Origin of the sequence: Luethyella okanaganae (genome assembly GCF_042660285.1) — a bacterium.
GTDB classification, from domain to species: domain Bacteria; phylum Actinomycetota; class Actinomycetes; order Actinomycetales; family Microbacteriaceae; genus Luethyella; species Luethyella okanaganae.
On the sequence record NZ_JBHSTP010000003.1, the window covers coordinates 204,559 to 230,680 of the forward strand.

The following is a 26,122-nucleotide window of genomic DNA, read 5'->3' on the forward strand; positions in this document are numbered from 1 at the left end:
GAGCTTCGGCTCGACATCAGACGATGCCTCGTCTCTTCGGTACGGATGGGGTCCGAGGGCTGGCCAACCGTGAACTCACGGCTGACCTCGCCCTCGGCCTCGCCCAGGCCAGCGCCGCCGTCCTGACCCAGGGCCGCCGCGCTGAAGAACGTCGCGCGCAGGGCCGTCGTCCCGTCGCCGTCGTCGCCCGCGATCCCCGCATCTCGGGCGAGTTCATCACAGCAGCTGTCGCAGCCGGACTTGCGAGTTCCGGAGTCGACGTGCTCGACGCCGGCGTCATCCCCACGCCGGCCGCGGCGTTCCTCATCTCCGACATCGGCGCCGACTTCGGCGTCATGGTATCGGCCTCGCACAACCCCGCTCCAGACAACGGGATCAAGTTCTTCGCCTTCGGCGGAACCAAGCTGCCCGACGAGGTCGAGGACCGCATCGAGACCTACTTGCAGAGGGACCATCTGCTTCCCACCGGTGGCGACGTCGGCAGGATTCGTCGCTTCGCCGACGCCGAGGATCGCTACGTCGTTCATCTGATTGGCACCCTTCCGCATCGACTCGACGGCTTGCACGTCGTGCTCGACTGCGCGCACGGCGCTGCATCGGCCATCTCACCGGAGGCATTCACCCTCGCCGGAGCGAAGGTCACCCTCATCGGCGCAGACCCCGACGGTCTCAACATCAACGACGGAGTGGGTTCGACCCACCTCGACAAGCTCGCGCACGCGGTTCTCGAACACGGTGCCGATGTCGGCATAGCTCACGACGGCGACGCCGATCGTTGTCTCGCCGTCGATCACGACGGCAACATCGTGGACGGCGACCAGATCATGGCGATCCTCGCCCTGTCGATGGCGGAACGCGGGCATCTCACGGACCGCACGCTGGTCGCGACGGTCATGAGCAACCTCGGGCTGCGCAAGGCCATGGCGAAGCACGACATCCGTCTCATCGAGACCAAGGTCGGCGACCGCTACGTGCTCGAAGCGCTCGGCGCCGAGGGGCTCGCGCTCGGCGGCGAGCAATCCGGTCACGTCATCATGACCGAGTACGCGACGACGGGCGACGGCATCCTCACCGGTCTGCATCTCGTCGCCGAGATGGCCCGCACCGGCAAGTCGCTCGCCGAGCTTGCCTCTGTCATGACGGTTTACCCGCAGATTCTGATCAACGTGCGCGGGGTCGACCATCATGCGCTGCACTCCGATGATCATGTCGCGGCGGCCGTGAGAGATGCCGAGTCCGAACTCGGCGACGGCGGTCGCGTGCTCATGCGTCCGTCTGGGACCGAGCCGATGGTGCGCGTGATGGTGGAGGCGGCGGACCAGCCCACCGCGGACCGTCTGGCGCATCGGCTCGCCGACGTCGTAAGGGAGCGCTTGACCCTCTGACGGTTCTCCCTCCCGCAACGCGGGAACGGAGGGTTTCGCGCGCGCGGGAGGGCGCTTCTCGCCATCGCGGCCCCTGCTCCGGCTGAAGGCCTCCCGTGCGGTGGCTCGGATGCGGTGGCTCAGATGCGGTGGCTCAGAACGGTCGGGCGATCCGATGGTCGGGCGGCGCGCTCAGAGCTTGCGCAGCAGAACGCTCGACACCGCGTGATTCTCGTCCTTGCGCAGCACGAGGGTCGCGCGGGATCGCGTCGGGCGGATGTTCTGCAGCAGGTTCGGCTCGTTGATGCCGTGCCAGATCTCCCGCGCTCGCGCTCGCGCCTCGTTCTCGGTGAGCGTCGAATAGCGGTGGAAGTAAGACTTCGGGTTGCTGAAGGCGCCTCGTTGCAGCTTCAGGAAGCGTTCCTCATACCAGTGTGCGATATCGCTCGTCCGTGCGTCGACGTAGACGGTGAAGTCGAACAGATCGCTCACAGCGAGACGGTGCCCTGGCGCCGGCGGCTGCAATACGTTGAGGCCCTCGACGATGAGGACATCCGGTTGACCTACCGTGATCTGCGCATCCGGGACGATGTCGTAGCTCAGATGAGAGTAGAAGGGGGCGCGCACCTCCGCCGCGCCCGACTTGACCTCGCTCACGAAGCGCAACAGCGCGCGACGGTTGTACGACTCGGGGAAACCTTTGCGAGTCATGAGGCCGCGACGCTCGAGCTCGGCGTTGGGAAACAGGAAGCCGTCGGTCGTGACGAGCTCGACGCGCGGGGTGTCCTCCCAGCGGGCGAGCAACTCCCTCAGCAGTCGCGCGATGGTCGACTTGCCGACGGCGACCGAGCCGGCGACGCCGATGACGAAGGGCGTGCTCTCCGCGCGTTCGCCGAGGAAGTCGCTCGTCGCCCGATGCAGCTGCCGGGCTCCCGCCACATAGAGGTTGAGCAGGCGACTGAGCGGCAGATAGACCTCTGTCACCTCGCGCAGATCGAGCGGCTCGCCCAGACCACGCAACTGCACCAGTTCCGTCTCCTGCAGGGGCAGGCGCGTGGATGATGCGAGCTCGGCCCAGTCGGCGCGTTCGAGTTCGACGAACGGAGAGGTGTGGCCGACGCCATTCGGAGACCGAGACTCAGCCATAACCCCTGAGTTTAGCGATCTCTCCTCTGTGTCGCGTCGTGCGTGCCGGGGTGCGCGCGTCGCCCAGTGGGAGTCACACGATGTGCACAGGCGATTGCCGACTAAAATCATGTGCATGTGTGGAATCGTCGGCTATGTCGGAAAGAGCAAGAGCCTCGAGGTGCTGATCGGTGGCCTGCGCCGGCTCGAATACCGGGGCTATGACTCCGCAGGCGTCGCCGTCATCGACGACGAGGGCGCGCTCGGCACGAGCAAGAAGGCCGGCAAGCTCGTCATGCTCACCGACGAGTTGAAGAGGCACCCTATCAACGACGGCCGCACGGGCATCGGTCACACGCGCTGGGCGACCCACGGCGGGCCGAACGACGACAACGCGCATCCGCACCTCGGCGACGATGGCAGGCTCGCGCTCATCCACAACGGCATCATCGAGAACTTCGCCCCGCTCAAAGACGAGTTGCTCGCCGAGGGCTACACCTTCTCGAGTGAGACGGACACCGAGGTGGCCGCGGTGCTGCTCGGCCGTGAGTACCGGGCGAGCGGAGACCTGCAGCAGGCGTTCCGCTCCGTCGTGGCGCGCCTCGACGGAGCATTCACCCTGCTCGCCCTGCATCGCGACGAGCCCGGGCTCGTCGTCGGCGCACGTCGTAACTCTCCGCTCGTGATCGGTCTGGGCGACGGAGAGAACTTCCTCGGATCCGATGTCGCGGCCTTCGTCGAGTACACGCGCCGTGCCGTCGCCATCGGCCAGGATCAAATCGTCGCGATCACGCCAGACCTCGTGAGCGTCACCGACTTCGACGGCAATCCCGTCGACGTCGAAGCCTTCGAGGTCGCGTGGGATGCCGCTGCCGCCGAGAAGGGCGGTTGGTCGAGCTTCATGGCCAAGGAGGTCAGCGAGCAGCCGGACGCCGTCGCCAACACGCTGCGCGGTCGATTGAGCGACGGACAGGTCGTCATCCCCGAACTTGAAGAGTTCGGCGACGAGGTGCTCGCCGGCATCCGACGGATTACGATCGTCGCCTGCGGCACAGCCGCCTACGCGGGCATGGTGTCGAAGTACGCGCTCGAGAAGTGGACGGGCGTTCCCGTCGAGGTCGAGCTCAGCCATGAGTTCCGCTATCGCGACCCTGTCATCTCGGGCGACCTGCTCGTGATCTCGATCAGCCAGTCCGGCGAGACCATGGACACGCTCATGGCCGTCAAGTACGCGCGCGAGGCCGGTGCCAAGGTCGTCTCGATCTGCAATACGCAGGGTGCGACGATTCCGCGTGAGTCGGATGCCGTCGTCTACACGCACGCTGGTCCGGAGGTCGCCGTCGCATCGACCAAAGCCTTCGTCGCCCAGGTGACCGCGCTCTACCTCTTCGGACTGCACCTCGCGCGCGTGCGCGGTAGCCTGTCGACCGCGGAGCTCGCCGAACAGGTGAGAGAGTTGTCTGCGATTCCGGCGAAGCTCGAGACCGTGCTGCAGACGAGTGAGATGATCGCCCAGCTCGCGCACTGGATGTCCGGCACCCGCTCGGTGCTCTTCCTCGGCCGTCATGTCGGCTTCCCGATCGCGATGGAGGGCGCGCTCAAGCTCAAGGAGCTCGCCTACATCCACGCCGAGGGATTCGCAGCCGGTGAGCTCAAGCACGGTCCGATCGCCCTCATCGAGCCTGGCCAGCCCGTCTTCGTGATCGTGCCGAGTCCGCGCGGCTCGGCGACCCTGCACCCAAAGGTCGTATCGAACATCCAGGAGATCCGGGCGCGCGGAGCCCGGGTCATCGCGATTGCCGAGCAGGGTGATGCGGCGGTGCTGCCGTTCGCCGACGAGGTCGTGCGCATCCCGCTCGCGGCTCCGCTTTTCGAGCCGCTGCTCGCCGTCGTCCCGCTGCAGCTCTTCGCGATGGAACTCGCGATCGCCAAGGGACTCGACGTCGACCAGCCGCGCAATCTTGCGAAGTCGGTCACGGTCGAGTAGCGATGATCGCCGGGATCGGAGTGGACGTCGTCGATCTGGCGCGCTTCGAGCGCGCGATCGCACGCACGCCCGGTCTCGTCGAGCGTCTGTTCGCTCAGGGCGAACGTGATCGCCCGGCTCGATCGCTCGCGGCTCGTTTCGCCGCGAAGGAGGCGCTCATCAAGGCGCTCGGGGGACCGGGAACAGTCCGCTGGCACGACATGGAGGTCGTCAGCGACGAACACGGCAACCCCGAGTTCTCGCTGCGCGGCACGGTTGCCGAGGTCGCCGCATCCCTCGGAGTCGCGCGTCTGCATCTCTCGATGAGCCACGATGCCGGTATTGCGACGGCGTTCGTCGTCGCAGAAGCAGACGCGTCGTGAGCGGCGATCCCGACGTCCGCTCGACCGCACCGTTTCGCGAGGCCGTCATCGATCTGGCGGTGATCCGGTCCAACGTCGAGGCTCTGCGGGCTCACCTCACCGCCACCGGTGGCGCCGGGGTGCGTACGATGGCTGTCGTCAAGGCGAACGCCTACGGTCACGGCGCGGTCCCCGTCGCACGGGCGGCGCTCGCGGGAGGCGCGGATTGGCTCGGTGTCGCCGACATCGAGGAGGGCATCGCCCTGCGCAAGGCGGGAATTGACGCTCCCGTGCTCGCGTGGTTGCACGACCCGACTGCCTCTTTCGCTGAGGCGATCAGTGTTGGCATCGATATCGGCATCTCGTCGACGGAACAGCTGCGCGCCGTCGCGGAGGCGGCGCGAACGACCGGATCCACCGGCTGGGTGCAGCTCAAGCTCGACACGGGACTCAGCAGGAATGGTATTCCCGCGCAGGAATGGGTGGGTGCCTTCCGTCTCGCCCGGGCATTGCGCAGCGAGGGTGTCGTCGTTCGCGGCATCTTCAGTCATCTCGCCAATGCCTCAGCGGCTGATGACGCCGAGCAGCGGGCCGCCTACGAGCGCGGTCTCGCCTTGGCGGCCGATGAGGGACTCCGCCCTGAGCTCACCCACCTCGCAGCCACGGCGGCCGCGCTCGCCCGACCGGACACCCGATTCTCAATGGTGCGTATCGGCATTGGCATCTATGGACTCTCGCCGTGGGGCAACGGGTTCCCGGCCGGCCTCGGTCTCACTCCCGCGATGACATTGCGGGGGAGGGTCGCCGCTGTGCGTCGCGTGACGGCGGGGGCCGGGGCCTCCTACGGTCTCGCCTGGAGGACCCCGCGCGATACGACGCTCGCGCTTGTGCCGCTCGGCTATGCAGACGGGATCCCGCGGCGGGCGTCGGACCGGGCCAGCGTGAGCATCGACGGCACGCGGCATCCTATCGTCGGGCGCATCGCCATGGATCAGTTCATCGTCGACGTCGGCGACGCCCCGGTGCGGCTCGGCGACACCGTCGTGCTCTTCGGAAACCCCGCGACGGGCGTGCCGAGCGCCGAGGAATGGGCGGAAGCCGCCGACACGATCAACTACGAGATCGTGACGCGTATCGGGAGCCGGGTGCCGCGCAGCTACCGGGGGGAGTGATGACCGATCGCATCGTCGCCACCTCCGACGAGATGCACCGGCTCGGGCTCGAGCTCTCAGCCGAGCTCAGGGCCGGCGATCTCGTCGTGCTCGACGGTCCTCTCGGCGCGGGAAAGACCACGCTGACCCGTGGTGTCGGAGCAGGTCTGGGGGTCCGCGGATCCGTGACGAGCCCGACCTTCGTGCTCGCGAGAACCCATCCGAGCCTCCACGGTGGCCCGGCGCTCGTGCACGTCGACGCCTATCGCCTGGGCAGCGCTCTGGAGCTCGACGATCTCGACATCGACTATGCCCGATCGGTCGTCGTCGTCGAGTGGGGGGCTGGATTGCTCCACGGCGTCGACGAGTCCTGGCTGGAGATCAGGATCGAGCGACCGACCGGAGCGTCCGCCGTTCCCGACGTTGGAACGCTCGGCGCCGACGGCCATGACGAGGGGGCCGGCGACGAGCCGCGCACCGTGACGATCACGGGCATCGGACCGCGCTGGGCGAGGACGCGGTACCGAGCGGGCGCATAGGCTGGAGACATGCTTCTCGCGATCGACACCTCCGCCGGCACGAGCGTCGCCGTCGTCGATCCGGATGGCGGCGTGCTCGCCGAACGCTCGGTGGCCGACACGATGCGGCATGCCGAGGTCGTCGGCCGGCTGATCGAGGAGAGCCTCGCCGAGGCGAACACCTCGCCGCCGGCGCTCTCCGGAGTTGTTGCGGGCATGGGGCCAGGTCCGTTCACGGGTCTGCGAGTCGGCATCGCCTCGGCACGCACGTTCGCCTTCGCGATCGGCAAACCGCTCGTGCCGATCGTCAGCCATGACGCGGTCGCATTCGCCCGCTATCGGGACGGCTACAGTGGCGCGATGCTCGTCGTCACGGATGCGCGGCGCCGCGAGCTCTACTGGTCGGCCTATTCCGGAGCAGACGAGTACGGTCTGCCGGTGCGTTTCGACGGGCCGGGGCTCGGAAAGCCCGAAGCGCTTCCGCACGCGCGTCTCACCCGCTTCGATGCGCACACGGTCTCGGCCGGAGCCCTCGGCCTTGTCGCCGAGCTCAGCCTCGCCAATGGCCGCTCTTTCGTCGCCGACGAACCGCTCTACCTCCGCTCGCCGGATGTCACTCTGCCGTCTGGTCCGAAACGAGTGACGGCGTGAGCTGGCAGCTTCGTCGCGCCGGGGTCGGAGACCTCGACGCGATCATGCGGCTCGAGACCGGTATTTTCGCCGCAGACGCTTGGTCGTCGGAGACGATGCGCCGAGACGTCGCCGACCCGAACTGCTACTACCTGGTCGCCTTTCCACCCGACGAGCCGGAGCGGGTCGAGGGCTATGCCGGACTTCTCTCGCCACGCGGTGCCGTAGAGGGCGATATCCAGACGATCGCGGTCACGGAGTCCGTGCGCGGTCGCGGGCTCGGCCGCGCGCTCATGCAGCGCTTGCTCGCCGAAGCGCGGAAGCGCGGAGCACGCGAGGTCTTCCTCGAGGTGCGGGCCGACAACCCCGTCGCCCAGAGGCTCTATGCTCGACTCGGTTTCGAGGAGGTCGGCGTCCGACGCGGCTACTACCAGCCGGACGGCGTCGACGCGATCGTGATGCGGCTCGCGCTGGCCGAGCCGGAAGCCGCCCTCGCCGAGCCGGAAGCGCAATCGTGAACCGCGACCGGCCGCTCGTCCTCGGCATCGAGACGAGCTGTGACGAGACCGGCGTCGGCGTCGTCCGCGGCACGACGCTCCTCGCCAACACGATCGCGTCGTCGATGGACGAGCACGCCCGCTACGGCGGCGTCGTACCCGAGGTGGCCGCACGGGCGCATCTCGAGGCAATGATCCCGACGATCTCGGCCGCCGTCGCAACGGCTGGCATCCGCCTCGACGATCTCGACGCCGTCGCGGTCACGAGTGGGCCGGGCCTCGCCGGGGCGCTCATGGTCGGCGTCGGAGCGGCCAAAGCGCTCGCGCTCGCGCTCGGCAAACCTCTCTACGCCGTCAACCACCTGGTCGGCCATGTCGGCGCCGACCTCCTGCGCGACGGCGGTCATCTCGACTATCCGACCATCGCCCTGCTCGTCTCAGGAGGCCACACCTCTCTGCTCCTCGTGCGGGATCTGCGCTCCGATGTCGAACTGCTCGGAGAGACGATCGACGACGCGGCGGGCGAGGCCTTCGACAAGGTGGCACGTGTGCTCGGGCTGCCATACCCGGGAGGGCCTCACATCGATCGTCTGGCGGCCGAGGGCGACCCCACGGCGATCCGTTTCCCGCGGGGGCTCAGCCTGCCCAAGGACATGGAGAGACACCGCTACGACTTCAGTTTCTCCGGTCTCAAGACCGCGGTCGCACGCTGGGTCGAGCAGCGGCAAGACCGTGGCGAGCCCATTCCGGTCGAGGACGTCGCCGCCAGCTTTCGCGAGGCCGTCGCTGACGTGCTCATCGCCAAGGCGGTTGCAGCCTGCACAGACCTCGGTGTTCCGCGGCTTCTGCTCGGCGGTGGCGTCGTAGCCAACGCACGGGTGCGTACGCTTGCGCAGGAGCGTTGCGCGGCATCCGGGATCGAATTGCGTATTCCGCCGCTCTCGTTGTGCACGGACAACGGCGCGATGATCGCAGCACTCGGTGCGCAACTCATCATGGCCGGCCACGAGTCGTCGGGGATCGACTTCGGGGCGGACTCGACCCTTCCGGTCACCGAGATCCAGGCGAGCTGAGCGTCGAGGGTCGGATGCGGGCGAGCTCGCGCTGGCCCGTTCCAGCTTCAGGAGTAGGGTGGAATCGTATCGTCTCTGGGAGTCGAGCCCGTTGACACCCGCAGATGCGGGTGTCACGATGACATCGCAACGATCATGAAGCAGACACGGAGTCCGTGCTGCATACGAGAGGGGAATCGTCATGACCGATCAGAATCCGCCGCCAGTTCCGCAGGGACCCGTGACGCCTGCGCCTGCCTTTGGCCAGCCGGCCAAGATGAACGTCTTCGCGATCGTCTCGCTTGTGACCTCGATCGTCGGTTTCAGCATCGTCGGCATTGTCTTCGGCCACATCAGCCTCGCGCAGATCAAGAAGACCGGCGAGCAGGGCAGGGGCCTTGCCATCGCTGGACTCATCGTCGGCTACGTCATGCTCGTGCTCACGATCGTCTTTATCGTGTTCCTCATTCTCGCCGGACTTGCCGCGAGCACGGGCACCGTCACCTACAAGTACTAAGAACCGGGCGACTCCGCCCGGCGACAACCTCTCATGGAAGGGGCTCATCTCATGAGCGATCCGAACACACCGAACACCCCTGACACCCCTGACGTCCCCGACGTCCCCGACGTCCCTGAGGCGCAGGAAACCGTCAAGCCTGCAGCCGCAGCCGGGGCAGACGTCCCGCCGTCTGCCCCGGTTCCACCGGCAGCGCCCGAGGTTCCGGCCGCTCCGGTTCCGCCGGCCGCCCCGCCTGTTCCACCTGCGCCGGGTTATGCTGCCCCCACCGCTCCGACTCCCGCTTACGGCGCCCCGCCCGCCTATGGTGCGCCTGCCGCTCCTGCGGCCGGCGCGGGCGGATACCCGCCGCCGGCCGGACCCGGCTATGCGCCCCCCGCCTACGGTCAGGCCCCGTACCCGGGAGCGCCCGCACAGAAGTCACCTGTGTTGAGCATCATCTCGCTCATCGCAGGCATCCTCGGCCTGCTGATGTCGTTCTTCGGCGGCTGGGGAATCATCTTCTCGATCGCCGCCGTCATACTCGGCTTCATCGGCAAGAAGAAGGAGCCGGCCGCCAAGGGAATGTGGCTCACCGGAATCATCACCGGTTTCGCGGGCATCCTCGTCGCGCTGATCTGGATCGTGATCGGAATCATCTTCTTCATGGCGCTCGCTGCTGGCAGCGGCTACTACGGCTACTGAATCGAATCCGTGAGGGCCGGGGTGCGGGAGCGCCCCGGCCCTTCGCTCGCTCCGTCTGGATTCGCGGCAGGAGTCCTCCAGGTCGCGGATCTGTGGTCGATCGTCAGACCCTCTCGACGAGCAAGGTCACGTGGCGCCCAGCCTCTCGGGTCATCACGATGGTCGCCGAGGCCGTGCCCTTGAGTTTGAGACGGGTTCTCAGCGCTGCTGGATCGACGTCGACCCCGCGCTTCTTGATCTCGAGTGCCCCGATTCCTCGCACATGCAGGGCGGCCCGCAGCTTTCGCTCATCGGACGGGAGGGTGTCGAGCACCCGGAAACATGTTGCGAACGGCGTCTCCCGCGCTTCGTCAGACGTCAAGTAGGCGATCCCAGCACTCAGCATGCGCGCGTTCAGGCGACGCGCAAGGTCGCCGATGAGTCTCGCCCGAATGACCGCTCCGTTCGGCTCGTACAGGTAGTCGCCGCGTTCGCCGACTTCGACGTCGTCGCTGTCGCCCACACCTGTGAGCTCTGCGGAGCCGCCGCGGTCGAGCAGGAGGGCGGAACGATGAACCTCCTGGCGCGCCAGCGGACCGAACCAGAGCCCCGTCTCGACGAGCTGACCGTCGACCGACACCCACTGGGCTTCGGCATCGGCCGGTATGAGGTCGCGGTCGAAACCGGGACCGAGCTTGACGCCGACGGGCATCCTCTCGGCCAGGCCGAGGGCGAAGTCGAGAGACGGCGTGTAGTCCTCCGGCCGGGTGATGCGCGCGGTGTTCTCGTGCCCGGTCGTGCGCCTCGCCGGATCGAGATAGGCGGCGTCGACGCTCGTGAGATCGACGTCCTCTGCGCGCGCGACCAGCACCGTGGCCCGTTCGAAGGGGGCGAGGTTGTAGCTCGCGATCGTCGCGGTGACCTCGTCGACGTCGACGGCGGTGACCTCGAGATCCAAGGCGGCGAGCGCCATGGCGTCGCCGCCGATGCCGCAGCCGAGGTCGGCGACATGCCCGAGCCCCGCCCTCGCGAAACGCCCGGCGTGCAGTGCGGCGACGCGAAGCCGTGTCGCCTGCTCGAGCCCGGCCTCGGTGAACAGCATCCCCCGGGCGAAGTCGCCGAACTTCGCGGCGGCCTTCTTGCGCAGCTTGGCCTGGCTGAGCACGGTTGCGACGAGGTCGGGCGGGTGCCCGGCTTTGCGCAGATCGCTCACGATACGCACGATGTCGGCGGATGCGTCCCATTCGGGAAGCGCGTCCAGAAGCCGCAGCCCCTCGGGCGACAGCAGCTCGAGCAGCTCGGAGCGGTCCATGCCGCCACGGTAGCACCGTGCCCCTGGTTGGCACTCACATTGCGTGAGTGCCAACCAGGGCCTAAACTCGACTTAGCACTCTCGGTGTGAGTGTGCTAACCCAAGTCTTCGTACAAGAAAGAGGTCAACCGTGTCGGTCTCCATCAAGCCGCTCGAGGATCGCATTGTCATTAAGCAGATCGAGGCGGAGCAGACTACTGCTTCCGGCCTTGTCATTCCCGACACCGCCAAGGAGAAGCCCCAGGAGGGCGAGGTCGTGGCTGTAGGCCTCGGCCGCATCGACGACAACGGCAATCGCATTCCGCTTGACGTCGCCGTCGGCGACATGGTGATCTACTCCAAGTACGGCGGAACCGAGGTGAAGTTCGGTGGCGAGGATCTTCTCGTGCTCTCGGCTCGCGACGTGCTCGCCGTGGTCGTGCGCTAACACCGCACGATTTCCAGAAAGACCCGGATAGGCAGAGCCATCCGGGTCTTTCTGCCTCTGCAGGCGGGCGTAGACTTCGCAGGTGTCCACGCGAACAGAAGCCACGGTGATGGACGCTGTCGCGGTTCGCACACACAACATGGGGTTGGTCTACGCGATCGCCGCCTACGGGCTGTGGGGCGTCCTGCCCATCTACTTCCTCGCCCTCGTGCCGAGCGGCGCGTTCGAGATCGTCGGATGGCGCATCCTGTTCTCGCTCGTCTTCTGCGCCGTGATCCTCACGGCCACTCGCAAGTGGCGTCCGTTCATCGGCCTGTTGCTGCAGCCGCGCATCGCGCTCACAATGGGCCTCGCCGGTGTGCTCATCTTCATCAACTGGCAGACCTACGTCTACGGCACCCTCAGCGGGCACGTGGTCGAGGCCGCGCTCGGGTACTTCATCAACCCGATCGTGACGGTGTTCCTCGGCGTCTTCCTCCTGCGTGAGCGTCTGCGTCTCGTGCAATGGATCGCGGTCGGTGTCAGCATGGTCGCGGTCGTCGTGCTCGCCGTCGGCTACGGCAGGCTGCCCTGGATCGCGCTCGTGCTCGCGTTCTCCTTCGGGTTCTACGGCCTCATCAAGAAGCGCGTCGGCCATAGGGTCGACGCCGTGGCCGGTCTGACGATCGAGACCCTGTGGCTGGCCCCCGTCGCGATCGTCCAGCTCGCGGTCGTCGGTGCGACGGCCGGGCTCACCTTCGGCACGATCGGACCCTGGCACACCGTCGGACTGCTCTCTGCCGGTGTGGTGACAGCCGTTCCCCTCTTGTTCTTCGCAGCCGCCGCCCGACGCCTGCCCCTCGTCTATATGGGCTTCATCCAGTATTTCGCCCCGTTCATCCAGTTTCTCGTTGGCGTCGCGATCTTGCACGAGTCCATGCCGGCGGAACGCTGGCTCGGCTTCGGCCTCGTCTGGCTCGCCCTTCTCATCCTCACGATCGACATGGTGATGAACGTGCGCGGCGTCCGGCGTGCATCCCTCGAACTCGTCTGAGCAGCGGCTACGCTGACGGAATCGGGTACCGGACCTGGTTCCGTCGAAAGCGGGTCGAGCACTATGTTCCGTTTCTCCCATCGCAGTTCGATGACGGCGTTCGCGGCTGTGATCGCGGTCTCTGTGGCGCTCGCGGGATGCGCAGAAGAGCGTGCGCCGGCCCCGACGCCGATCGATCTGCCGGGCGTCTCGCTCAATGGCGACGGCTCGCTGCTCATCGCGACGGTCTTCGACATGGCGACGACCGGTGGTGCCGAGGTGGCCGGAACCGAACTCGCCGTGCGCGAGATCAATGCGGAGGGCGGGGTGCTCGGCTCCCCCGTCGTGGCACTGCACCGTAACAGCGCAGGCGACCCCGCCGCGCTCGGTGCAGAACTCGTCGGGCGTGGAACGGACGCCGTGCTGTGGGACGGAGCGGGGGCGCCTGCCGCGGAGCTGCTCGCCGCGCTCGAGTCCACCGGGACGGCGGTGCTGTCGTTGCGGGACATCGTGACTGGCACTCCGGCCACGCCGGATGACGCCTTCGCGGCACGGCTGCGCACCGCCGACCCCGGCCTCGCGGCTATGGACGGGGGCGCAGGAGGGTACGACGCCGTCATGCTCCTCGCCCTCGCCGCAGCCGCAGCGGGGGCCGACGGCGGGGCCTCGCTCGTGTCCCGTCTCGGCGCGGTGTCGACCGGAACCGTCGAATGCGTCGGCTGGGGGGCCTGCGCCGCAGCCATCGCCGACGAGCAGAGCATCCGATACCTCGGCGAGTCCGGGCCGATCGAACCGCCGGTCACGGGCTGAAACGCGTGGCTCGAGAACGCCGGGATCGCCGATGTAACGATTTGGCGTGCATTACGACGTTGTGACCGTGATCGCTTGTTTCGCCCGTCGCCGACCAATACTGTGACAGCACGGCAGTCGTCTGCACTGTCCCAAGGTGTACATTCCTAGTCCCAAGGAGCAATATGAGCGTATTCGCGAAGGCCTCGGCCTCCCGCTCAGCCAGGGCAGTCTTGAGCGGAATCGCCGTCATCGGCGTTAGTGCTCTCATGCTGACCGGGTGCAGCACCGGCGGTGGAGGGGCCTCGAGTTCTGAGACGCCCGTAGCCGATAGCGGTGGAGCCAATCCGATCGCAGCGGGTGATCGCAGCCTCAGCATGAAGATCGGCACGATCCTGCCGCAGAGCGGTGCCCTCGCATTCCTCGGCCCGCCCGAGGAAGCCGGCGTCGCGCTCGCCATCCAGGACATCAAGGCTGCCAGCCCGGGCATCGACGTCGAGGCGATCTATCGCGACTCCGGTGACACCACGACAGACACGGCGACCGTCTCGGTCACCGACCTGCTCTCGCAGGATGTCTCGGCTATCGTCGGCGCCGCGTCGTCGGGTGTCTCGAAGACCGTGATCGATCAGATCGTCGCCGCCGGTGTCGTACAGTTCTCACCGGCGAACACCTCGCCGGACTTCACGAACTATCCGGACAAGGGCCTCTACTGGCGCACTGCCCCTTCAGACCTGCTCCAGGGCGAGGTGCTCGGCAATTTGATCGCGGAGGACGGCAACAGCTCGCTCGGAATGATCGTGCTGAACGACGCCTATGGAACCGGCCTCGCTGCCGCCACGAAGAAATCGTTCGAGGCAGCCGGTGGCAAGGTCGTGGCGGAGGAGCTGTTCAACGAGGGCGACTCGAGCTTCGACGCTCAGATCGCCGCCGTGACGGCAGCCAACCCAGACGCCGTCGCCATCATCAGCTTCGACCAGGCTAAGATCGTCGTTCCGGCCCTCGTCGGCAGCGGCTACCCCGGCGGCAAGCTGTACTTCGTCGACGGCAACCTGTCCGACTACAGCGCGGACTTCGCTCCCGGCCTCATCGCCGGATCGAAGGGCACGCTGCCCGGGCTCGACGTGGGCACACTCGGCGACTTCACTGACCGGTTGCTCAAGATCAACCCGGCGCTGACCGACTACAGCTACGCCGCTGAGTCGTACGACGCCGTGATCCTGATCGCGCTCGCCGCCTATGCGGCCAACGACACCTCGGGTACCTCCATCGCGAAGTATCTGCGGCAGGTGTCAGGCGGCACCGGCAACGGTGAGAAGGTCACGAACTTCGCCGACGGTGTGAAGTTGCTCAAGCAAGGCAAGCAGATCGACTACGACGGTTACTCGGGGCCGATCACCTTCGACGAGAACGGTGACCCGACCGAGGCGACCATCGGTATCTACCAGTACGGTGCAGACAACAAGTACAAGCGCATCAACTGAGTGGCTCGAGGGGAGGGGCTCCGGCGCAGAGGCGCCTGGGCCCCTCTCCTGTACGGCTGTTGTGCAGGGGATGCGGCGCGGCCGGAGGAGCACAGCATCGGGGTCGGGTTCGCGCGCATGCTGATGCCTCGGATGCCCTGGATGCCTCGGATGTCGCATCCGTCCGCGGTGTGTCAGTCTTGGCCGAGCGTACCGAGGTAGAGGCCGATGACCTTGGGATCGTTGAGCAGCTCGCGGCCTGTGCCGGTGTAGGCGTCACGGCCCTGATCGAGCACATAGCCGCGGTCGCAGATCTGCAGGCAGCGGCGGGCGTTCTGCTCCACCATGATCGTCGTGACCCCGGCCCGGTTGATCTCCTTGACGCGCAGGAACGCCTCGTCTTGACGCACAGGGGAGAGGCCGGCGCTCGGCTCGTCGAGCAGCATCACGTGCGGGCCCATCATGAGTGCGCGAGACATAGCCACCATCTGCCGTTCGCCGCCCGAGAGCGACCCCGCGCGCTGGCCCATTCGCTTGCCGAGTTCGGGGAAGATCGCCGTGACGAACTCGAGTCGCTCCGCGAGGCTCTTCGGCTTCTGGAACAACCCCATCTCGAGGTTCTCCTGAATCGTCAGTGTCGGGAACACGTTGTTCGTCTGCGGCACGAATCCGACGCCCTTCGCGACGAGCTTGTTGGCCTTCAGGTTGGTGATCTCCTCACCGCGCAGGGCGATGCTGCCTTCGCGCACCTTCACGAGGCCGAAGATCGACTTGAGCAGTGTGGACTTTCCCGCGCCGTTCGGGCCGATGATGCCGATGAGTTCGCCATCACCCGCTACGAGCGAGCAGGAGTTCAGGATGTTCACGCCCGGCAGGTATCCGGCCGTGATGTTCTTGACCTCGACGACCGGCTCACTGACGGGGGCCGGTGCCGCAACGGCGCCGGGGTTAGAGTTCGTCATCGAGCAGCTCCTTCAGCACTTCGACGTGTTCGGTGTCCGCGCCGAGATCCTCGTCGTGGTGCTTGCCGAGGTAGGCGTCGATCACGGCCTGGTCCTGCATGACCGTGTACGGGTCGCCTTCGGCCACGACACGGCCTTCCGCCATCACGACAACCCAGTCGGCGATATGCCGGACCATGTGCATGTCGTGTTCGACGAAGAGCACCGTCATCCCCTGAGCCTTCAGGTTGAGGATGTGGTCGAGCAACGATTGCGTGAGGGCCGGATTCACCCCGGCCATCGGCTCGTCGAGCATCACCAGGGTGGGGTCGCTCATGAGCGCACGCGCCATTTCGAGCAGTTTGCGCTGACCGCCGGAGAGGCTCGCGGCGTAGTCGTCCTTCTTGGTGTCGAGCATGAAGCGCTCGAGGATATCGAGCGCCTTCTTCTCGTTGGCCTGCTCCTGCTTGCGCCAGAGGAACGGCAGGAGCGCCCTGAACAGGTTCTCTCCGTCCTGGTCTTTCGCCCCGAGCTTCATATTGTCCATGACGGAGAGCAGGCCGAGCGCCTTCGTGAGCTGGAAGGTGCGCACCTGGCCCATGCGGGCTACGCGATAGGCGGGGACCCCTGCGAGCGACTTGCCGTCGAAGGTCCAGCTGCCCTTGTCCGGCTTGTCGAAGCCGGTGAGCAGATTGAACAGCGTCGTCTTGCCCGCACCGTTCGGGCCGATGAGCGCCGTGATCGCACCACGGGGGATCTCGAGATGATCCACGTCGACGGCGATGAGACCGCCGAAAGTGCGGCTCACGCCGTCGATCTCGAGAATCGGATCTATCTTCTTGCATCCGGGGGCGGCGTCGCCGTCGTGCAGACCTGTGGTCTTGAGGGGTCTGCTGGAGGGTGCGGCTGCGTTATCTGACAAAGGCCAGCTCCTTCTTGTTCCCGAAGATGCCCTGGGGCCTGAATATGACGATCAGCATGATCGCCACACCGACGAGGATGAAGCGCAACTGCCCGGCCTGTAACTGCGTCATGAACGGCAGCCAGCCGGCCTCGACGGCCCGGGCGATGAAGCCGGAGAAGAAGGACAGCAGCACCCAGAAGATCATCGAGCCGATGATGGGGCCGAGAATCGTCGCAGCTCCGCCCAGCAGCAGGATCGCGTAGATGAAGAACGTCAGCGAAGTCTGGTAGTTCGACGGGACGACCGCGCGCGGCAACACGAAGATCATGCCGGCGAGCGTGCCGAAGATGCCTCCGAGAATGAGGCTCTGCATCTTGTAGGAGTACACGTTCTTGCCGAGCGAACGCACTGCATCCTCGTCTTCACGGATGCCTTTGATGACCCGACCCCACGGGCTGCGCATGAGCAGCCAGGTGAACAGGCAGGCAAGGACCACGACCGTCCAGGCGACGATACGAAGCCACCAGTCGTAGGCGTTGTTCGTGAACGGTCCGAAGCCGTAGGTGCCGTCGGGAATCGGGTTGAGGGCGGCGAAGCCGTCTTTATACCCGCTCAGGCCGTTGGCCGATCCGGTGATCGGTTCGAAGGTGTTCGTGGTGAAAATCAGCCGCAGGATCTCGGCGGCCGCGATCGTCACGATGGCGAGATAGTCGGCTCGCAGTCGCAATGTCGGAACACCGAGGACGAGCGCGAAGACCACTGAGGCGCCGACCCCGACAAGAACAGCCGCCCAGACCGGGAGGTTGAAGGTGAGGATCGAGATCGCGTAGCCATAGGCGCCGAGGGCCATGAAGCCGGCCTGGCCGAAGTTGAGCAGACCCGTATAGCCGAAGTGGATCGCCAGGCCGAGAGCGGCGAGGGCGTAGGCGGCTGTCGTCGGGCTGATCAGCTCGACGGCCGCATTGGAAAGGATTGCTCCCCAGTCGATCATCGTTCCGCCCCTCTAGCCAATTCTCTCTTTGCGACCCAGGATGCCCTGCGGTCGCAGCAGCAGCACCAGGATCAGCACGACCAACGCCCCCACGTACTTCATGTCCGAGGGGATCCAGAGCGTCGAGAGCTCGACGAAGAGCCCAACGATGAGCGAGCCGACGAGGGCGCCGAACGCTGTTCCGAGGCCACCGAGGGTCACCGCGGCGAAGATGAGCAACAGGATCTGGAAGCCCATGTCCCAGCTGACGCCGGGGCGGAAATAAGCCCAGAGGATGCCGCTCAACCCGGCGAGCGCGCCGCCGAGCACCCATACAATGCGGATCACCCGGTCGACGTCGATGCCGCTCGCTGCGGCGAGGCTGGAGTTGTCCGACACCGCGCGGGTCGCTTTGCCGATACGGGTCTTCAGTAGGAAGAAGGCGACAGCGAGCAGCACCACGATGCTCACCCCCATGCTCGCCATATCGATCCAGCTCAGCGAGATCGGCCCGAAATGCAGTTCCATGGTCGAGGATCCGGGCAACTGCATGGTCGAGCCGCCGTAGAAGAACTGGAAGACGTAGCGGATCGCGAGCGAGAGGCCGATGCTCACGATCATGAGCTGCACGAGCCCGACGCCGCGTTTGCGCAGCGGCTTCCAGATCACGGCATCCATGGCCCAGCCCAGTCCGGCGCTCAGCACGAGCGCGATGATGATCCCGAGCCAGATCGGCAGCCCGACGACGACTCCGAAGGTCAGCGTCATCAGGGCGCCGAAGGTGACCATCTCGGAGTGCGCGAAGTTGCTGAGCCCCGTCGTGCCGAAGATGAGCGAGAGTCCGATCGCCGCCAGCGCGAGCAGCAGACCGAAGTTGAGGCCGTTCACCACCCTGTCGAGGAACTGGTCGAAGAAACCGACCGTGACCCGGGTTCCCTCGCCGAGGAAGAAGTTCACCGACTTCGTCTTCGTGAGCCCGAACTCGGCCTTGACGGTGTTCCCACCCTGGGCGACGACGATCCCGGTCGGCAGGGTGTCCTCGTTGAGCGTGACCGTGTATTCCGCCTTCTCGGGAACCCCGACCTTCCATTTCCCCTCGGCGTCGGTCTTGACCTCCACATCGGTGTCAGGACCCTTGACGGTGATGATCACGCCCTCGAGCGGCTTTCCGTCGTGTTGGACGTTGCCCGCGAGGATGAAGTCGTATTTGTCGGTGTCGACCTCGTCGGCATATGCGGGCAAGGCCGCGAACGTCGGTAGTGTCAGAGCCGCGAACAGCAGTCCGAGCAGGAGCACCAGGATTCGTGGTGATCGTTTGCGAGCTGTATCAGTGGATTTCACTGCACCTCCATGATGGAGCCAACAGATCGTGCCTGTTCGGCTCCGGGTCTCTCCCGTATACAACTCTGTAGACGGTACGTGCTGATTATGTCCTATGTGTTTCGGGAATGGACATCAGGGACATTAATCTCACCGATTGTTATGTGAGGAATGCCCTCAAGGCAAACTCGCTTAACATGGAGTAGTCGGTCGTGTCCACGAGATCCCGGCATGTTCTTCGAATTTTCCTGAGAAGCAAAGGGGAGAGATGGATCAGGCAGATCCGTTCGGATTCACTGGACTCACCTACGACGACGTTCTGCTGCTCCCCGGCCATACGGATGTGATTCCGAGCGAGGCCGACACCACCTCCCGTCTCACTCGCCGCATCGCTGTTGCGACGCCGTTGCTCTCGGCGGCGATGGACACGGTGACCGAAACGCGCATGGCCATCGCCATGGCTCGCGAAGGCGGTCTGGGCGTGTTGCACCGCAACCTCTCGATCGAGGATCAGGCGGAGCAGGTCGATCTCGTCAAGCGGAGCGAGTCGGGGATGATCACCAACCCTGTGACGACCAGGCCGGACGCCACCGTGGCCGAGGTCGATGCCCTGTGTGGTCAATACCGTGTGAGCGGCTTGCCGGTCGTCGACGCTGACGGAGTGCTCGTCGGCATAATCACCAATCGCGACATGCGATTCGTCTCGGAGGTTGAGAAGCGCGCGACCCTGGTGCGGGAGGTCATGACCAAGGCGCCGCTCGTCACCGGCAAGGTCGGGATCGACCCGGACGACGCGGTCGCCATCTTCGCCCAGCACAAGATCGAGAAGCTGCCGCTCATCGACGCCGCCGGCAAGCTCAAGGGGCTCATCACCGTCAAGGACTTCGACAAGTCCGAGAAGTATCCCAACGCGACGAAGGACGACGAGGGTCGGCTGCGAGTCGGCGCGGCGATCGGCTTCTTCGGCGACGCCTGGCTGCGCGCCACGACCCTGCTGGACGCGGGAGTCGACGTCATCGTCGTCGACACGGCGAACGGCGACAGCGCGGGCGTGCTCGACATCATCCGCCGCCTCAAGGCCGATCCGGCGTTCGCCGGGGTCGACGTGGTCGGCGGGAACGTCGCGACGCGATCCGGGGCACAGGCGCTCGTCGACGCGGGCGCCGACGCGATCAAGGTCGGCGTCGGTCCGGGCTCGATCTGCACGACGCGGGTCGTCGCCGGTGTCGGAGTTCCCCAGATCACCGCCGTGTACGAGGCTTCCCTGGCCGCCCGCGAGGCCGGCGTGCCGATCATCGCCGACGGCGGACTGCAGTATTCCGGGGACATCGCCAAAGCACTCGTCGCGGGTGCCAGCTCGGTCATGCTCGGCTCGTTGCTCGCCGGAACGGCCGAGAGCCCTGGCGAGCTCGTGTTCGTCAACGGCAAGCAGTTCAAGGCCTACCGGGGCATGGGATCGCTCGGCGCCCTGCAGACGCGCGGTCAGAAGACCTCCTACTCGAAGGACCGCTACTTTCAGTCGGACGTCCCCTCGGACGACAAGCTCATCCCCGAGGGCATCGAGGGTCAGGTGCCCTACCGCGGACCGCTCTCCGCCGTGGCCTACCAACTTATCGGCGGCCTGCGGCAGTCGATGTTCTATGTGGGTGCGCGCACCATTCCCGAGCTCAAAGAGAAGGGCAGGTTCGTGCGCATCACTCCGGCCGGGCTCAAGGAGTCGCACCCGCACGACGTGCAGATCGTCGTCGAGGCGCCCAACTACACGCGCTGAGGGTTACGCGCGCCGAGGGCTATACGCGAGGGTCGGCGCGGAACCCTGCACTATGCCGCACCCGACCGGGACGGTTACGGCGTTCGCTCCGCCGCATCGCCCAACCGCGCGATCGCCTCGGCGAGCACCTCAGGGGAGCACGCGAAGTTGAGTCGCGCGTGGCCCCGGCCCATCTCGGCGCCGAAGTCTGTTCCGGGCGAGAGTGCGACACGAGCTGCCTCGAGCGCTCGATCGGCCGGCTTGTCGCCCCAGCCGAGTGAGGACAGGTCGAGCCAGGCCAGATAGGTGGCGTCGGGAATGCGATACCGCGTGCCAGGCAGATGCCTCGTCAACAGCTGCGCCAGGAGCTCCGTGTTCTTGTCGAGGCTCGCGCGAACGCCGTCGAGCCACTCGTCGCCGTCGCGGAAGGCCGCGATGCTAGCGATCTGGCCGAAGATGCTCGTGCGCCACTCGACCTCGTAAGGGAACGCGGCGCGCACGGCGTCACCTCGTTCGCTCGCCGTAACGACGAGGGCGCACTTCAAGCCGGCCAGGTTGAACGCCTTGCTCGCACTCGTCACGGTGACGCCGTGCGTGCGCGCCTCATCCGACACGGTGAGGAAAGGCGTGTAGCGCACGCCGGTGCGGGTGAGTGCGCCGTGGATCTCGTCGCTCACGATCGTCACGCCGTGACGCGCGGCGATCACGGCGAGCTCTTCGAGCTGCGCACGGGGATGCACGAGGCCGAGCGGGTTGTGCGGGTTGCACAGGACCATGGCGCGAGCACCGGCGGCGAACGTGGCGTCGATCCCCTCGAGGTCGAGCGACCAGCCCTCGTCGATGCCGCCGAGGAGCGGCACCTCGACGATGCGGCCAGATGCCTCGGGGGCGAGGTCGAAGAACGGCGGGTAGATCGGCGGTGTGATGATGACGCCGTCACCCGGCTCGATCACCTGCCGCAGCGTCTCGACGATCCCGAGGCTGACGTCTGCAGTGCTCGTGACCCGCGAAGGCTCGAGCTCCCAGCCGAAACGTGCGGAGGCGAAGCCAGCGAAGGCCTCCGCCACCTCCAGGCTTCCCGCGACGTAGCCGGTGTCGGAGCGCCGGATGGCCGCGTGCAACGCCTCGGCGATAGGCCCGGCGAGCGGATAGTCCATTTCGGCGACGGGGAGCGGCAGCACATCGTCGGGGAACAGCCGCCACTTCGCGCTCGTGCGGTTGCGGAGCTGGGCGAGGGGATCGGCATCGACGTTGGGCATGTCTCCAGCTTGCCCCAGATCCGAGCCGGGTGCGGCGGATTCCGTTCCCTGCCTGTAGTCCGGAGACTCCACCGGCATCCATTCGCATCCGACAGCGTTATGATCACGCTCTCGAGCTTCAAGCGCCGCCAGTCAACCGGAGGCCACGAGATCGAGGTCGAGATGCCCCGAAGCAGGAAAGCGGGCGCTTGACGCCGCGAACCGAAGCAGCGAGGGCCTCTACGGCCCCAACGGTCCTACAGATCCATTCACGGAGCAGGACGGCGCGATCATCCCCACAGACTCGGCGTCAATGATTGTCGGCTTCTACGCGGACACGATCGGCGACAGCATCAACGGTGAATCGGTGTGTGTACCCGTCCGCGCGGCAAAGATCATCGAGAAGGAACAAGGCAACCCCTGAACAGCCGAGTCCGACGAGTTACGGTGCCGGGGGTCGGGAATGTCGTTGAACGTCGTGGCCCACTCCTACGGCACCACGACGGCGTCATTGGCTTGCCGAGGGAGGATCTGTATGTGACGTCGCGATACTTGGACAGGGTCCATGAGCTGGAGGTCAGGATTCGAGACTTCGCCGTGCGTGACCTCGGCAACGCTACGTTTCTGGCAACGTATGAGCTCGATCAGGAAGGTCGTTGTAGCCGGCGTGCGACGATTTGGACCTGGGCCGAGACGGGATGGTCAGCCATCTATCATCAGGGAACTCTGATCTAGGGTCTCCTCTTCAGCGCGTGCCGCGTGCCTATCCGGTGAGGATGAGGTCGAGTTCAGCCGTGAGTTGTTCGCGGTCGTCGTGGTCGCGGGGTCGGCCCGGAGGTCGGCCTCTCGCCGCCCTGAAGGCTCGGAGCGAGGTACTGTCTGAGTAACAGCCTGGGCGGGATTGTCTTGGGAGTATTGGTGGAGGTTGTGATGGTTTCATTTGGAGACGCGCATTTCGTCAAGGTTCCACAGAGCTGGAATGCGCGTGAATTCGCTTCTACAGCCCTAGGAAACACACCTATGTGGCTGTTGAATCTGCTGAAAATCAGGGATCGTATCGTTGGGAAGCTCGGATTCGCCACGCAAGACCGTCCGGGCGCAAGAGACTTCCACCTCGCCGTTGGTGAAACTGCAGGACCGTTCCGTTTCACGGAGGTATCCGAGACCGTCGTGAGGGGCGGTAGCCAGGATACGCATATAGCCTTCGAGTCCTCGTTCTATATAGCAACCTCTACAGAAGGTAGCTACGGGGTATTAGCGACTCAAGCGCGTAGCTTAGACCGTTTGGGCTCCCTATACCTCGCCCTGATATGGCCAGGACACAAAGCCCTCATGGGCCGAATTCTCCAACACGCCGCACCCAAGAAAATTTGACCAAACCGACAGTGGTTCCCAAATATGTCGGGTCGTCCACCATGTTTGCTTCGATTACCGAAAGGATGCGGCGGTGAAGCTCATCCGTCGCACGGACATCGCTCGTGTTGCCCGTCTCCTCGCGGAGTCCCTCGCCGACGACCCGTTCTACCGTTGGCTCGTGCCGCCTGACCCTGACCGGGTGTCCGTGCTCGCGCGTCGCTTCGAGGCAGCCGTCGAGACGACTGTGGAACGTGGGTGGGCGTTCGCCTCGTCCAGCGGGCAATCGGTGCTTCTCATCGAAGAGTTTGAGGTGCCCGTGGCTGTCTCGGGCACGGTGCCGGACGCTGCGACCGCGACGGGTGTCGAGCCGATCAGCACGGTGGCCGAGGCGGGCAGGCTCCTTCGAGCGACGCATCCACGCGAACGCCACACCTATCTCGACATGCTCGCCACCAGCCCGCAGGCTCAAGGGCGAGGTGAAGGCACGGCGCTCGTGACGGCGTTGATCGCCGGGGTCGATCGCGATCCGCGGCCCATCCACCTCCATAGCTCGAATCAACGCAACCTGCCGTTCTATCTGCGCCGGGGCTTCGTCGCAGAGCCGGCGGTACGCATCCCAGGGAGCGCTGTCACAGCTGTCCCCATGACTCGGCCTAAGAACTCACCAGCATGACCCGAAGCCGCGACCGGCGAGGCCAACGCCAAGTTGGACGGCAAGGGGCGAGCCAACGAAGTTTATGTAGTGATCACAGAGCGTCTAACCGGCCTGTCGATCCAACCCTGCCCGACTCCCACTTGCCTCCGAGGAGTGGAGGGCGGAATGCCGCCGTCTCTTGAGAGTTGCCCGTCTACGCCCTGCCCGTTCTTCCTTGTGAGGTTGTGAACGCTCAATCTCCGGTGAGGATGCCGCGGAGATAGGCCGCGAGGATTGGCTCGATGGGTCTGACGGCTCCCAGCATGAGTCGTTGGAGGACGAGTGAATCGGTGAGGGCGAAGAGTTCCTCGGCTCTTCCCTTGGGGTCAGGGACTCCTGCCTGTGCGAGTGCCGATGCTGCCGAGTGGCGGAGCTTGACGTGGACGTCGGATTTCTCGGTCAGTCTGGCGCGGAGGGCCGTATCGTCTTCGAGTTCCAAAAGGAGCGCATAACGGGCTCGCATGTCGTCGCGGCGGGAAGAGAGCGTCTGGATCAGGGCCGCAATCTGGCGGGCGAGCGTGGCGGCGTCGAGGCGCCTCTCCCCGTGCGTCGCAGTGTCCAATCTGCTGGCGGCCTGCTCCGCGTCTGCGATCGAGCGCTCAGCGAGGACGGAGACGATGAGGTCGATCAGCGCGTGGCGGGTCGGAACGTAGTACGAGGTCGACCCTTGCGGAATGCCTGCCTCCCGGTCCACGGCGCGGTGGGTGAGCGCACGGACTCCATCGCGAGCGATGATGCGGACGCCGCTTTCGGCGATCAGCTTTCGACGGTCGACACCGCTGCGTTCGGAGGCAGGCATGACACAACTTTACAGGTGTAGAGTTGCCCGGGACGAGTGCTCTACATTTGTAGTGGGAGGTTGTTCATGAGAGTGGCAGTGGTGGGATCCGGTATCGGTGGCCTCTGTGCCGCCGTGGGCTTGCAGAGGGTCGGCGCGGATGTCGTGGTCTTCGAGCGCGCGTCCGAACTGCGGCCCGGTGGTTCTGGACTGTCGGTCTTCGGCAACGGCGTGCGGGCTCTGGAGGCACTGGGGCTGGGGGAGGGGTTCCGGGCGATCACGGACGCTACGGCGTCGTCGTTTCGCGGTGGGCAGCGCCGCCCCGACGGGTCGTGGTTGTCCACCTACCCGATGGACGCGTTGACTCGGCTCCGGGTGGTCGATCGAGCCGAACTCCATGCACTGCTGGTCTCCTCCCTCGAGGCGGGCGCCGTGTGCGCGGGACACCGTGTTCTCGACGTGTCATTCGAAGGGCATCTCACCTCTGTCGGACCGGACGGCCAGGAGATCGCCGAGTCGTTCGATCTCGTGGTGGCGGCGGACGGGCTGAGGAGCGTCGTCCGGCGCAGGTGTTTCGATGACCCGGGCGTGGTCTATGCCGGCTATTCGACGTGGCGCGGGGTCACGGAGCATCCTGTTGATCTGGGCGGGGAAGCGGGCGAGAGCTGGGGTGCGGCTCGGCGGTTCGGCATCGCGCCGCTCGCGGACGGCCGAGTGTACTGGTTCGGAGTCATCACCACACCGCAGGGCACGCAGTTCGACGATGACGCTGCCACGCTGAACCAACTCTTCGGCGGATGGCACCGGCCGATTCCGGAGCTGATCGCAGCCACTCCGAGCGAGCGAATCCACTACCTTCCGATCGAGGAGCTCGCCAGACCTCTTGGCTGCTTCGTCCAGGGTCGCGTCGTCCTGCTGGGTGATGCGGCACACGCGATGACACCAAACCTCGGACAAGGCGGCGGTCAGGCGATGGAGGATGCCGCGACTCTCGCCGCACTCGTCGCTTCGTTCGCGAAGGACGCGACACCTGACGCTGGCAGGCTGACCGCCGCGTTGGAACGCTACGACGAGCTCCGCAGGCCACGAAGCCAGCGAATCGCTCAGCAATCTCGACTGGTCGGGCAACTCGCACACATCCCCGGTCGGGCTCTGTCGCGTCTGCGCGACCTCGTGCTGACAGCCACACCGCAGTCGGCTCTGCGACGCCAGCTGGACGGGCTGCAATCGTGGACACCCCCGGTATGACGGCGAGCAGAAACGGAAGCTTCGCGAATACCTCGACCTCTGACCAGCCCAGCAATGCGCTTAGCGCCAACGGCT

General features: G+C 65.9%; 26 protein-coding genes. 18 read left to right on the plus strand and 8 right to left on the minus strand.

Going from position 1 to position 26,122, the window contains the following annotated elements; genetic code table 11:
- The first annotated feature begins 23 nt into the window (after positions 1 to 23).
- Entirely contained in the window at positions 24 to 1,385 is a 1,362-nt protein-coding gene (glmM, locus tag ACFQB0_RS12370; RefSeq protein ID WP_386732050.1) for a phosphoglucosamine mutase, read from the plus strand.
- Between the two features lie 171 nt (positions 1,386 to 1,556).
- Here the strand turns inward: glmM and coaA are convergent, their stop codons facing one another.
- Complete coding sequence (coaA, locus tag ACFQB0_RS12375; RefSeq protein ID WP_386732052.1) at positions 1,557 to 2,510, minus strand: type I pantothenate kinase; 954 nt, start codon at positions 2,508 to 2,510, stop codon at positions 1,557 to 1,559.
- 115 nt (positions 2,511 to 2,625) lie between these two features.
- Here coaA and glmS point away from each other — a divergent pair, with 115 nt between their 5' ends.
- From glmS to ACFQB0_RS12420, 9 genes are all read left to right on the plus strand, one after another.
- Positions 2,626 to 4,476, plus strand: coding sequence for a glutamine--fructose-6-phosphate transaminase (isomerizing) (gene glmS / locus ACFQB0_RS12380; protein WP_386732055.1), 1,851 nt, complete (start codon positions 2,626 to 2,628; stop codon positions 4,474 to 4,476).
- A gap of 2 nt (positions 4,477 to 4,478) precedes the next feature.
- Positions 4,479 to 4,838 (plus strand): holo-ACP synthase, encoded by a 360-nt coding sequence (locus tag ACFQB0_RS12385; RefSeq protein ID WP_386732057.1) that lies wholly within the window; start codon positions 4,479 to 4,481, stop codon positions 4,836 to 4,838.
- Complete coding sequence (gene alr, locus ACFQB0_RS12390) at positions 4,835 to 5,989, plus strand: alanine racemase (protein WP_386732060.1); 1,155 nt, start codon at positions 4,835 to 4,837, stop codon at positions 5,987 to 5,989. The genes ACFQB0_RS12385 and alr overlap by 4 nt, the downstream gene beginning before the upstream one ends.
- Positions 5,989 to 6,507, plus strand: a complete 519-nt coding sequence (tsaE, locus tag ACFQB0_RS12395) for a tRNA (adenosine(37)-N6)-threonylcarbamoyltransferase complex ATPase subunit type 1 TsaE (RefSeq protein ID WP_386732063.1) — start codon at positions 5,989 to 5,991, stop codon at positions 6,505 to 6,507. Before alr ends, tsaE begins: the two co-directional genes overlap by 1 nt.
- Positions 6,508 to 6,516: 9 nt before the next feature.
- Entirely contained in the window at positions 6,517 to 7,137 is a 621-nt protein-coding gene (gene tsaB, locus ACFQB0_RS12400) for a tRNA (adenosine(37)-N6)-threonylcarbamoyltransferase complex dimerization subunit type 1 TsaB (RefSeq protein WP_386732066.1), read from the plus strand.
- Positions 7,134 to 7,634, plus strand: coding sequence for a ribosomal protein S18-alanine N-acetyltransferase (gene rimI, locus ACFQB0_RS12405; RefSeq protein WP_386732069.1), 501 nt, complete (start codon positions 7,134 to 7,136; stop codon positions 7,632 to 7,634). Before tsaB ends, rimI begins: the two co-directional genes overlap by 4 nt.
- A complete protein-coding gene (tsaD, locus tag ACFQB0_RS12410; protein ID WP_386732071.1) occupies positions 7,631 to 8,686 on the plus strand; it encodes a tRNA (adenosine(37)-N6)-threonylcarbamoyltransferase complex transferase subunit TsaD in 1,056 nt (351 codons plus the stop codon). Before rimI ends, tsaD begins: the two co-directional genes overlap by 4 nt.
- A gap of 181 nt (positions 8,687 to 8,867) precedes the next feature.
- Positions 8,868 to 9,182, plus strand: a complete 315-nt coding sequence (locus ACFQB0_RS12415) for a DUF4190 domain-containing protein (RefSeq protein WP_386732074.1) — start codon at positions 8,868 to 8,870, stop codon at positions 9,180 to 9,182.
- 51 nt (positions 9,183 to 9,233) lie between these two features.
- Positions 9,234 to 9,866 (plus strand): DUF4190 domain-containing protein, encoded by a 633-nt coding sequence (locus tag ACFQB0_RS12420; protein ID WP_386732077.1) that lies wholly within the window; start codon positions 9,234 to 9,236, stop codon positions 9,864 to 9,866.
- A 103-nt stretch (positions 9,867 to 9,969) separates the two neighbouring features.
- Here the strand turns inward: ACFQB0_RS12420 and ACFQB0_RS12425 are convergent, their stop codons facing one another.
- On the minus strand, positions 9,970 to 11,157 hold the full coding sequence (locus tag ACFQB0_RS12425) for a class I SAM-dependent methyltransferase (protein ID WP_386732080.1): 1,188 nt from the start codon (positions 11,155 to 11,157) through the stop codon (positions 9,970 to 9,972).
- 130 nt (positions 11,158 to 11,287) lie between these two features.
- On the opposite strand from ACFQB0_RS12425, the gene groES reads away from it, so the two are divergent.
- The 4 genes from groES (at position 11,288) to ACFQB0_RS12445 (ending at position 14,869) form a co-directional block, all read left to right on the plus strand.
- Complete coding sequence (gene groES / locus ACFQB0_RS12430) at positions 11,288 to 11,584, plus strand: co-chaperone GroES (RefSeq protein ID WP_386732083.1); 297 nt, start codon at positions 11,288 to 11,290, stop codon at positions 11,582 to 11,584.
- 109 nt (positions 11,585 to 11,693) lie between these two features.
- Positions 11,694 to 12,617: an EamA family transporter RarD gene (gene rarD, locus ACFQB0_RS12435; RefSeq protein WP_386732807.1), complete on the plus strand. Its 924-nt coding sequence runs from the start codon at positions 11,694 to 11,696 to the stop codon at positions 12,615 to 12,617.
- 90 nt (positions 12,618 to 12,707) lie between these two features.
- Positions 12,708 to 13,406: a hypothetical protein gene (locus ACFQB0_RS12440; RefSeq protein ID WP_386732086.1), complete on the plus strand. Its 699-nt coding sequence runs from the start codon at positions 12,708 to 12,710 to the stop codon at positions 13,404 to 13,406.
- A 164-nt stretch (positions 13,407 to 13,570) separates the two neighbouring features.
- A complete protein-coding gene (locus tag ACFQB0_RS12445; RefSeq protein WP_386732089.1) occupies positions 13,571 to 14,869 on the plus strand; it encodes an ABC transporter substrate-binding protein in 1,299 nt (432 codons plus the stop codon).
- Positions 14,870 to 15,042: 173 nt separating this feature from the next.
- Here the strand turns inward: ACFQB0_RS12445 and ACFQB0_RS12450 are convergent, their stop codons facing one another.
- The 4 genes from ACFQB0_RS12450 to ACFQB0_RS12465 are packed head-to-tail and all read right to left on the minus strand — an operon-like array spanning position 15,043 to position 19,004.
- On the minus strand, positions 15,043 to 15,810 hold the full coding sequence (locus tag ACFQB0_RS12450) for an ABC transporter ATP-binding protein (RefSeq protein WP_386732092.1): 768 nt from the start codon (positions 15,808 to 15,810) through the stop codon (positions 15,043 to 15,045).
- Positions 15,797 to 16,711 (minus strand): ABC transporter ATP-binding protein, encoded by a 915-nt coding sequence (locus tag ACFQB0_RS12455; protein WP_386732095.1) that lies wholly within the window; start codon positions 16,709 to 16,711, stop codon positions 15,797 to 15,799. The genes ACFQB0_RS12450 and ACFQB0_RS12455 overlap by 14 nt, the downstream gene beginning before the upstream one ends.
- Positions 16,701 to 17,681: a branched-chain amino acid ABC transporter permease gene (locus tag ACFQB0_RS12460; protein WP_386732809.1), complete on the minus strand. Its 981-nt coding sequence runs from the start codon at positions 17,679 to 17,681 to the stop codon at positions 16,701 to 16,703. The genes ACFQB0_RS12455 and ACFQB0_RS12460 overlap by 11 nt, the downstream gene beginning before the upstream one ends.
- A 15-nt stretch (positions 17,682 to 17,696) precedes the next feature.
- Complete coding sequence (locus ACFQB0_RS12465; RefSeq protein ID WP_386732098.1) at positions 17,697 to 19,004, minus strand: branched-chain amino acid ABC transporter permease; 1,308 nt, start codon at positions 19,002 to 19,004, stop codon at positions 17,697 to 17,699.
- 247 nt (positions 19,005 to 19,251) lie between these two features.
- On the opposite strand from ACFQB0_RS12465, the gene guaB reads away from it, so the two are divergent.
- Positions 19,252 to 20,754 carry an IMP dehydrogenase gene (guaB, locus tag ACFQB0_RS12470; protein ID WP_386732101.1) on the plus strand — a complete coding sequence of 501 codons (1,503 nt, stop codon included), beginning with the start codon at positions 19,252 to 19,254 and terminating at the stop codon, positions 20,752 to 20,754.
- 74 nt (positions 20,755 to 20,828) lie between these two features.
- Here guaB and ACFQB0_RS12475 read toward each other — a convergent pair whose 3' ends face one another.
- Positions 20,829 to 21,992, minus strand: a complete 1,164-nt coding sequence (locus tag ACFQB0_RS12475; RefSeq protein WP_386732104.1) for a MalY/PatB family protein — start codon at positions 21,990 to 21,992, stop codon at positions 20,829 to 20,831.
- Positions 21,993 to 22,901: 909 nt separating this feature from the next.
- On the opposite strand from ACFQB0_RS12475, the gene ACFQB0_RS12480 reads away from it, so the two are divergent.
- Positions 22,902 to 23,345 (plus strand): DUF2867 domain-containing protein, encoded by a 444-nt coding sequence (locus ACFQB0_RS12480; protein WP_386732107.1) that lies wholly within the window; start codon positions 22,902 to 22,904, stop codon positions 23,343 to 23,345.
- A gap of 73 nt (positions 23,346 to 23,418) precedes the next feature.
- A complete protein-coding gene (locus tag ACFQB0_RS12485; RefSeq protein WP_386732109.1) occupies positions 23,419 to 24,000 on the plus strand; it encodes a GNAT family N-acetyltransferase in 582 nt (193 codons plus the stop codon).
- A gap of 214 nt (positions 24,001 to 24,214) precedes the next feature.
- Here the strand turns inward: ACFQB0_RS12485 and ACFQB0_RS12490 are convergent, their stop codons facing one another.
- Entirely contained in the window at positions 24,215 to 24,820 is a 606-nt protein-coding gene (locus ACFQB0_RS12490; protein WP_386732111.1) for a TetR/AcrR family transcriptional regulator, read from the minus strand.
- Between the two features lie 66 nt (positions 24,821 to 24,886).
- On the opposite strand from ACFQB0_RS12490, the gene ACFQB0_RS12495 reads away from it, so the two are divergent.
- Positions 24,887 to 26,047, plus strand: a complete 1,161-nt coding sequence (locus tag ACFQB0_RS12495; RefSeq protein ID WP_386732113.1) for an FAD-dependent monooxygenase — start codon at positions 24,887 to 24,889, stop codon at positions 26,045 to 26,047.
- The last annotated feature ends 75 nt before the right edge of the window (positions 26,048 to 26,122 follow it).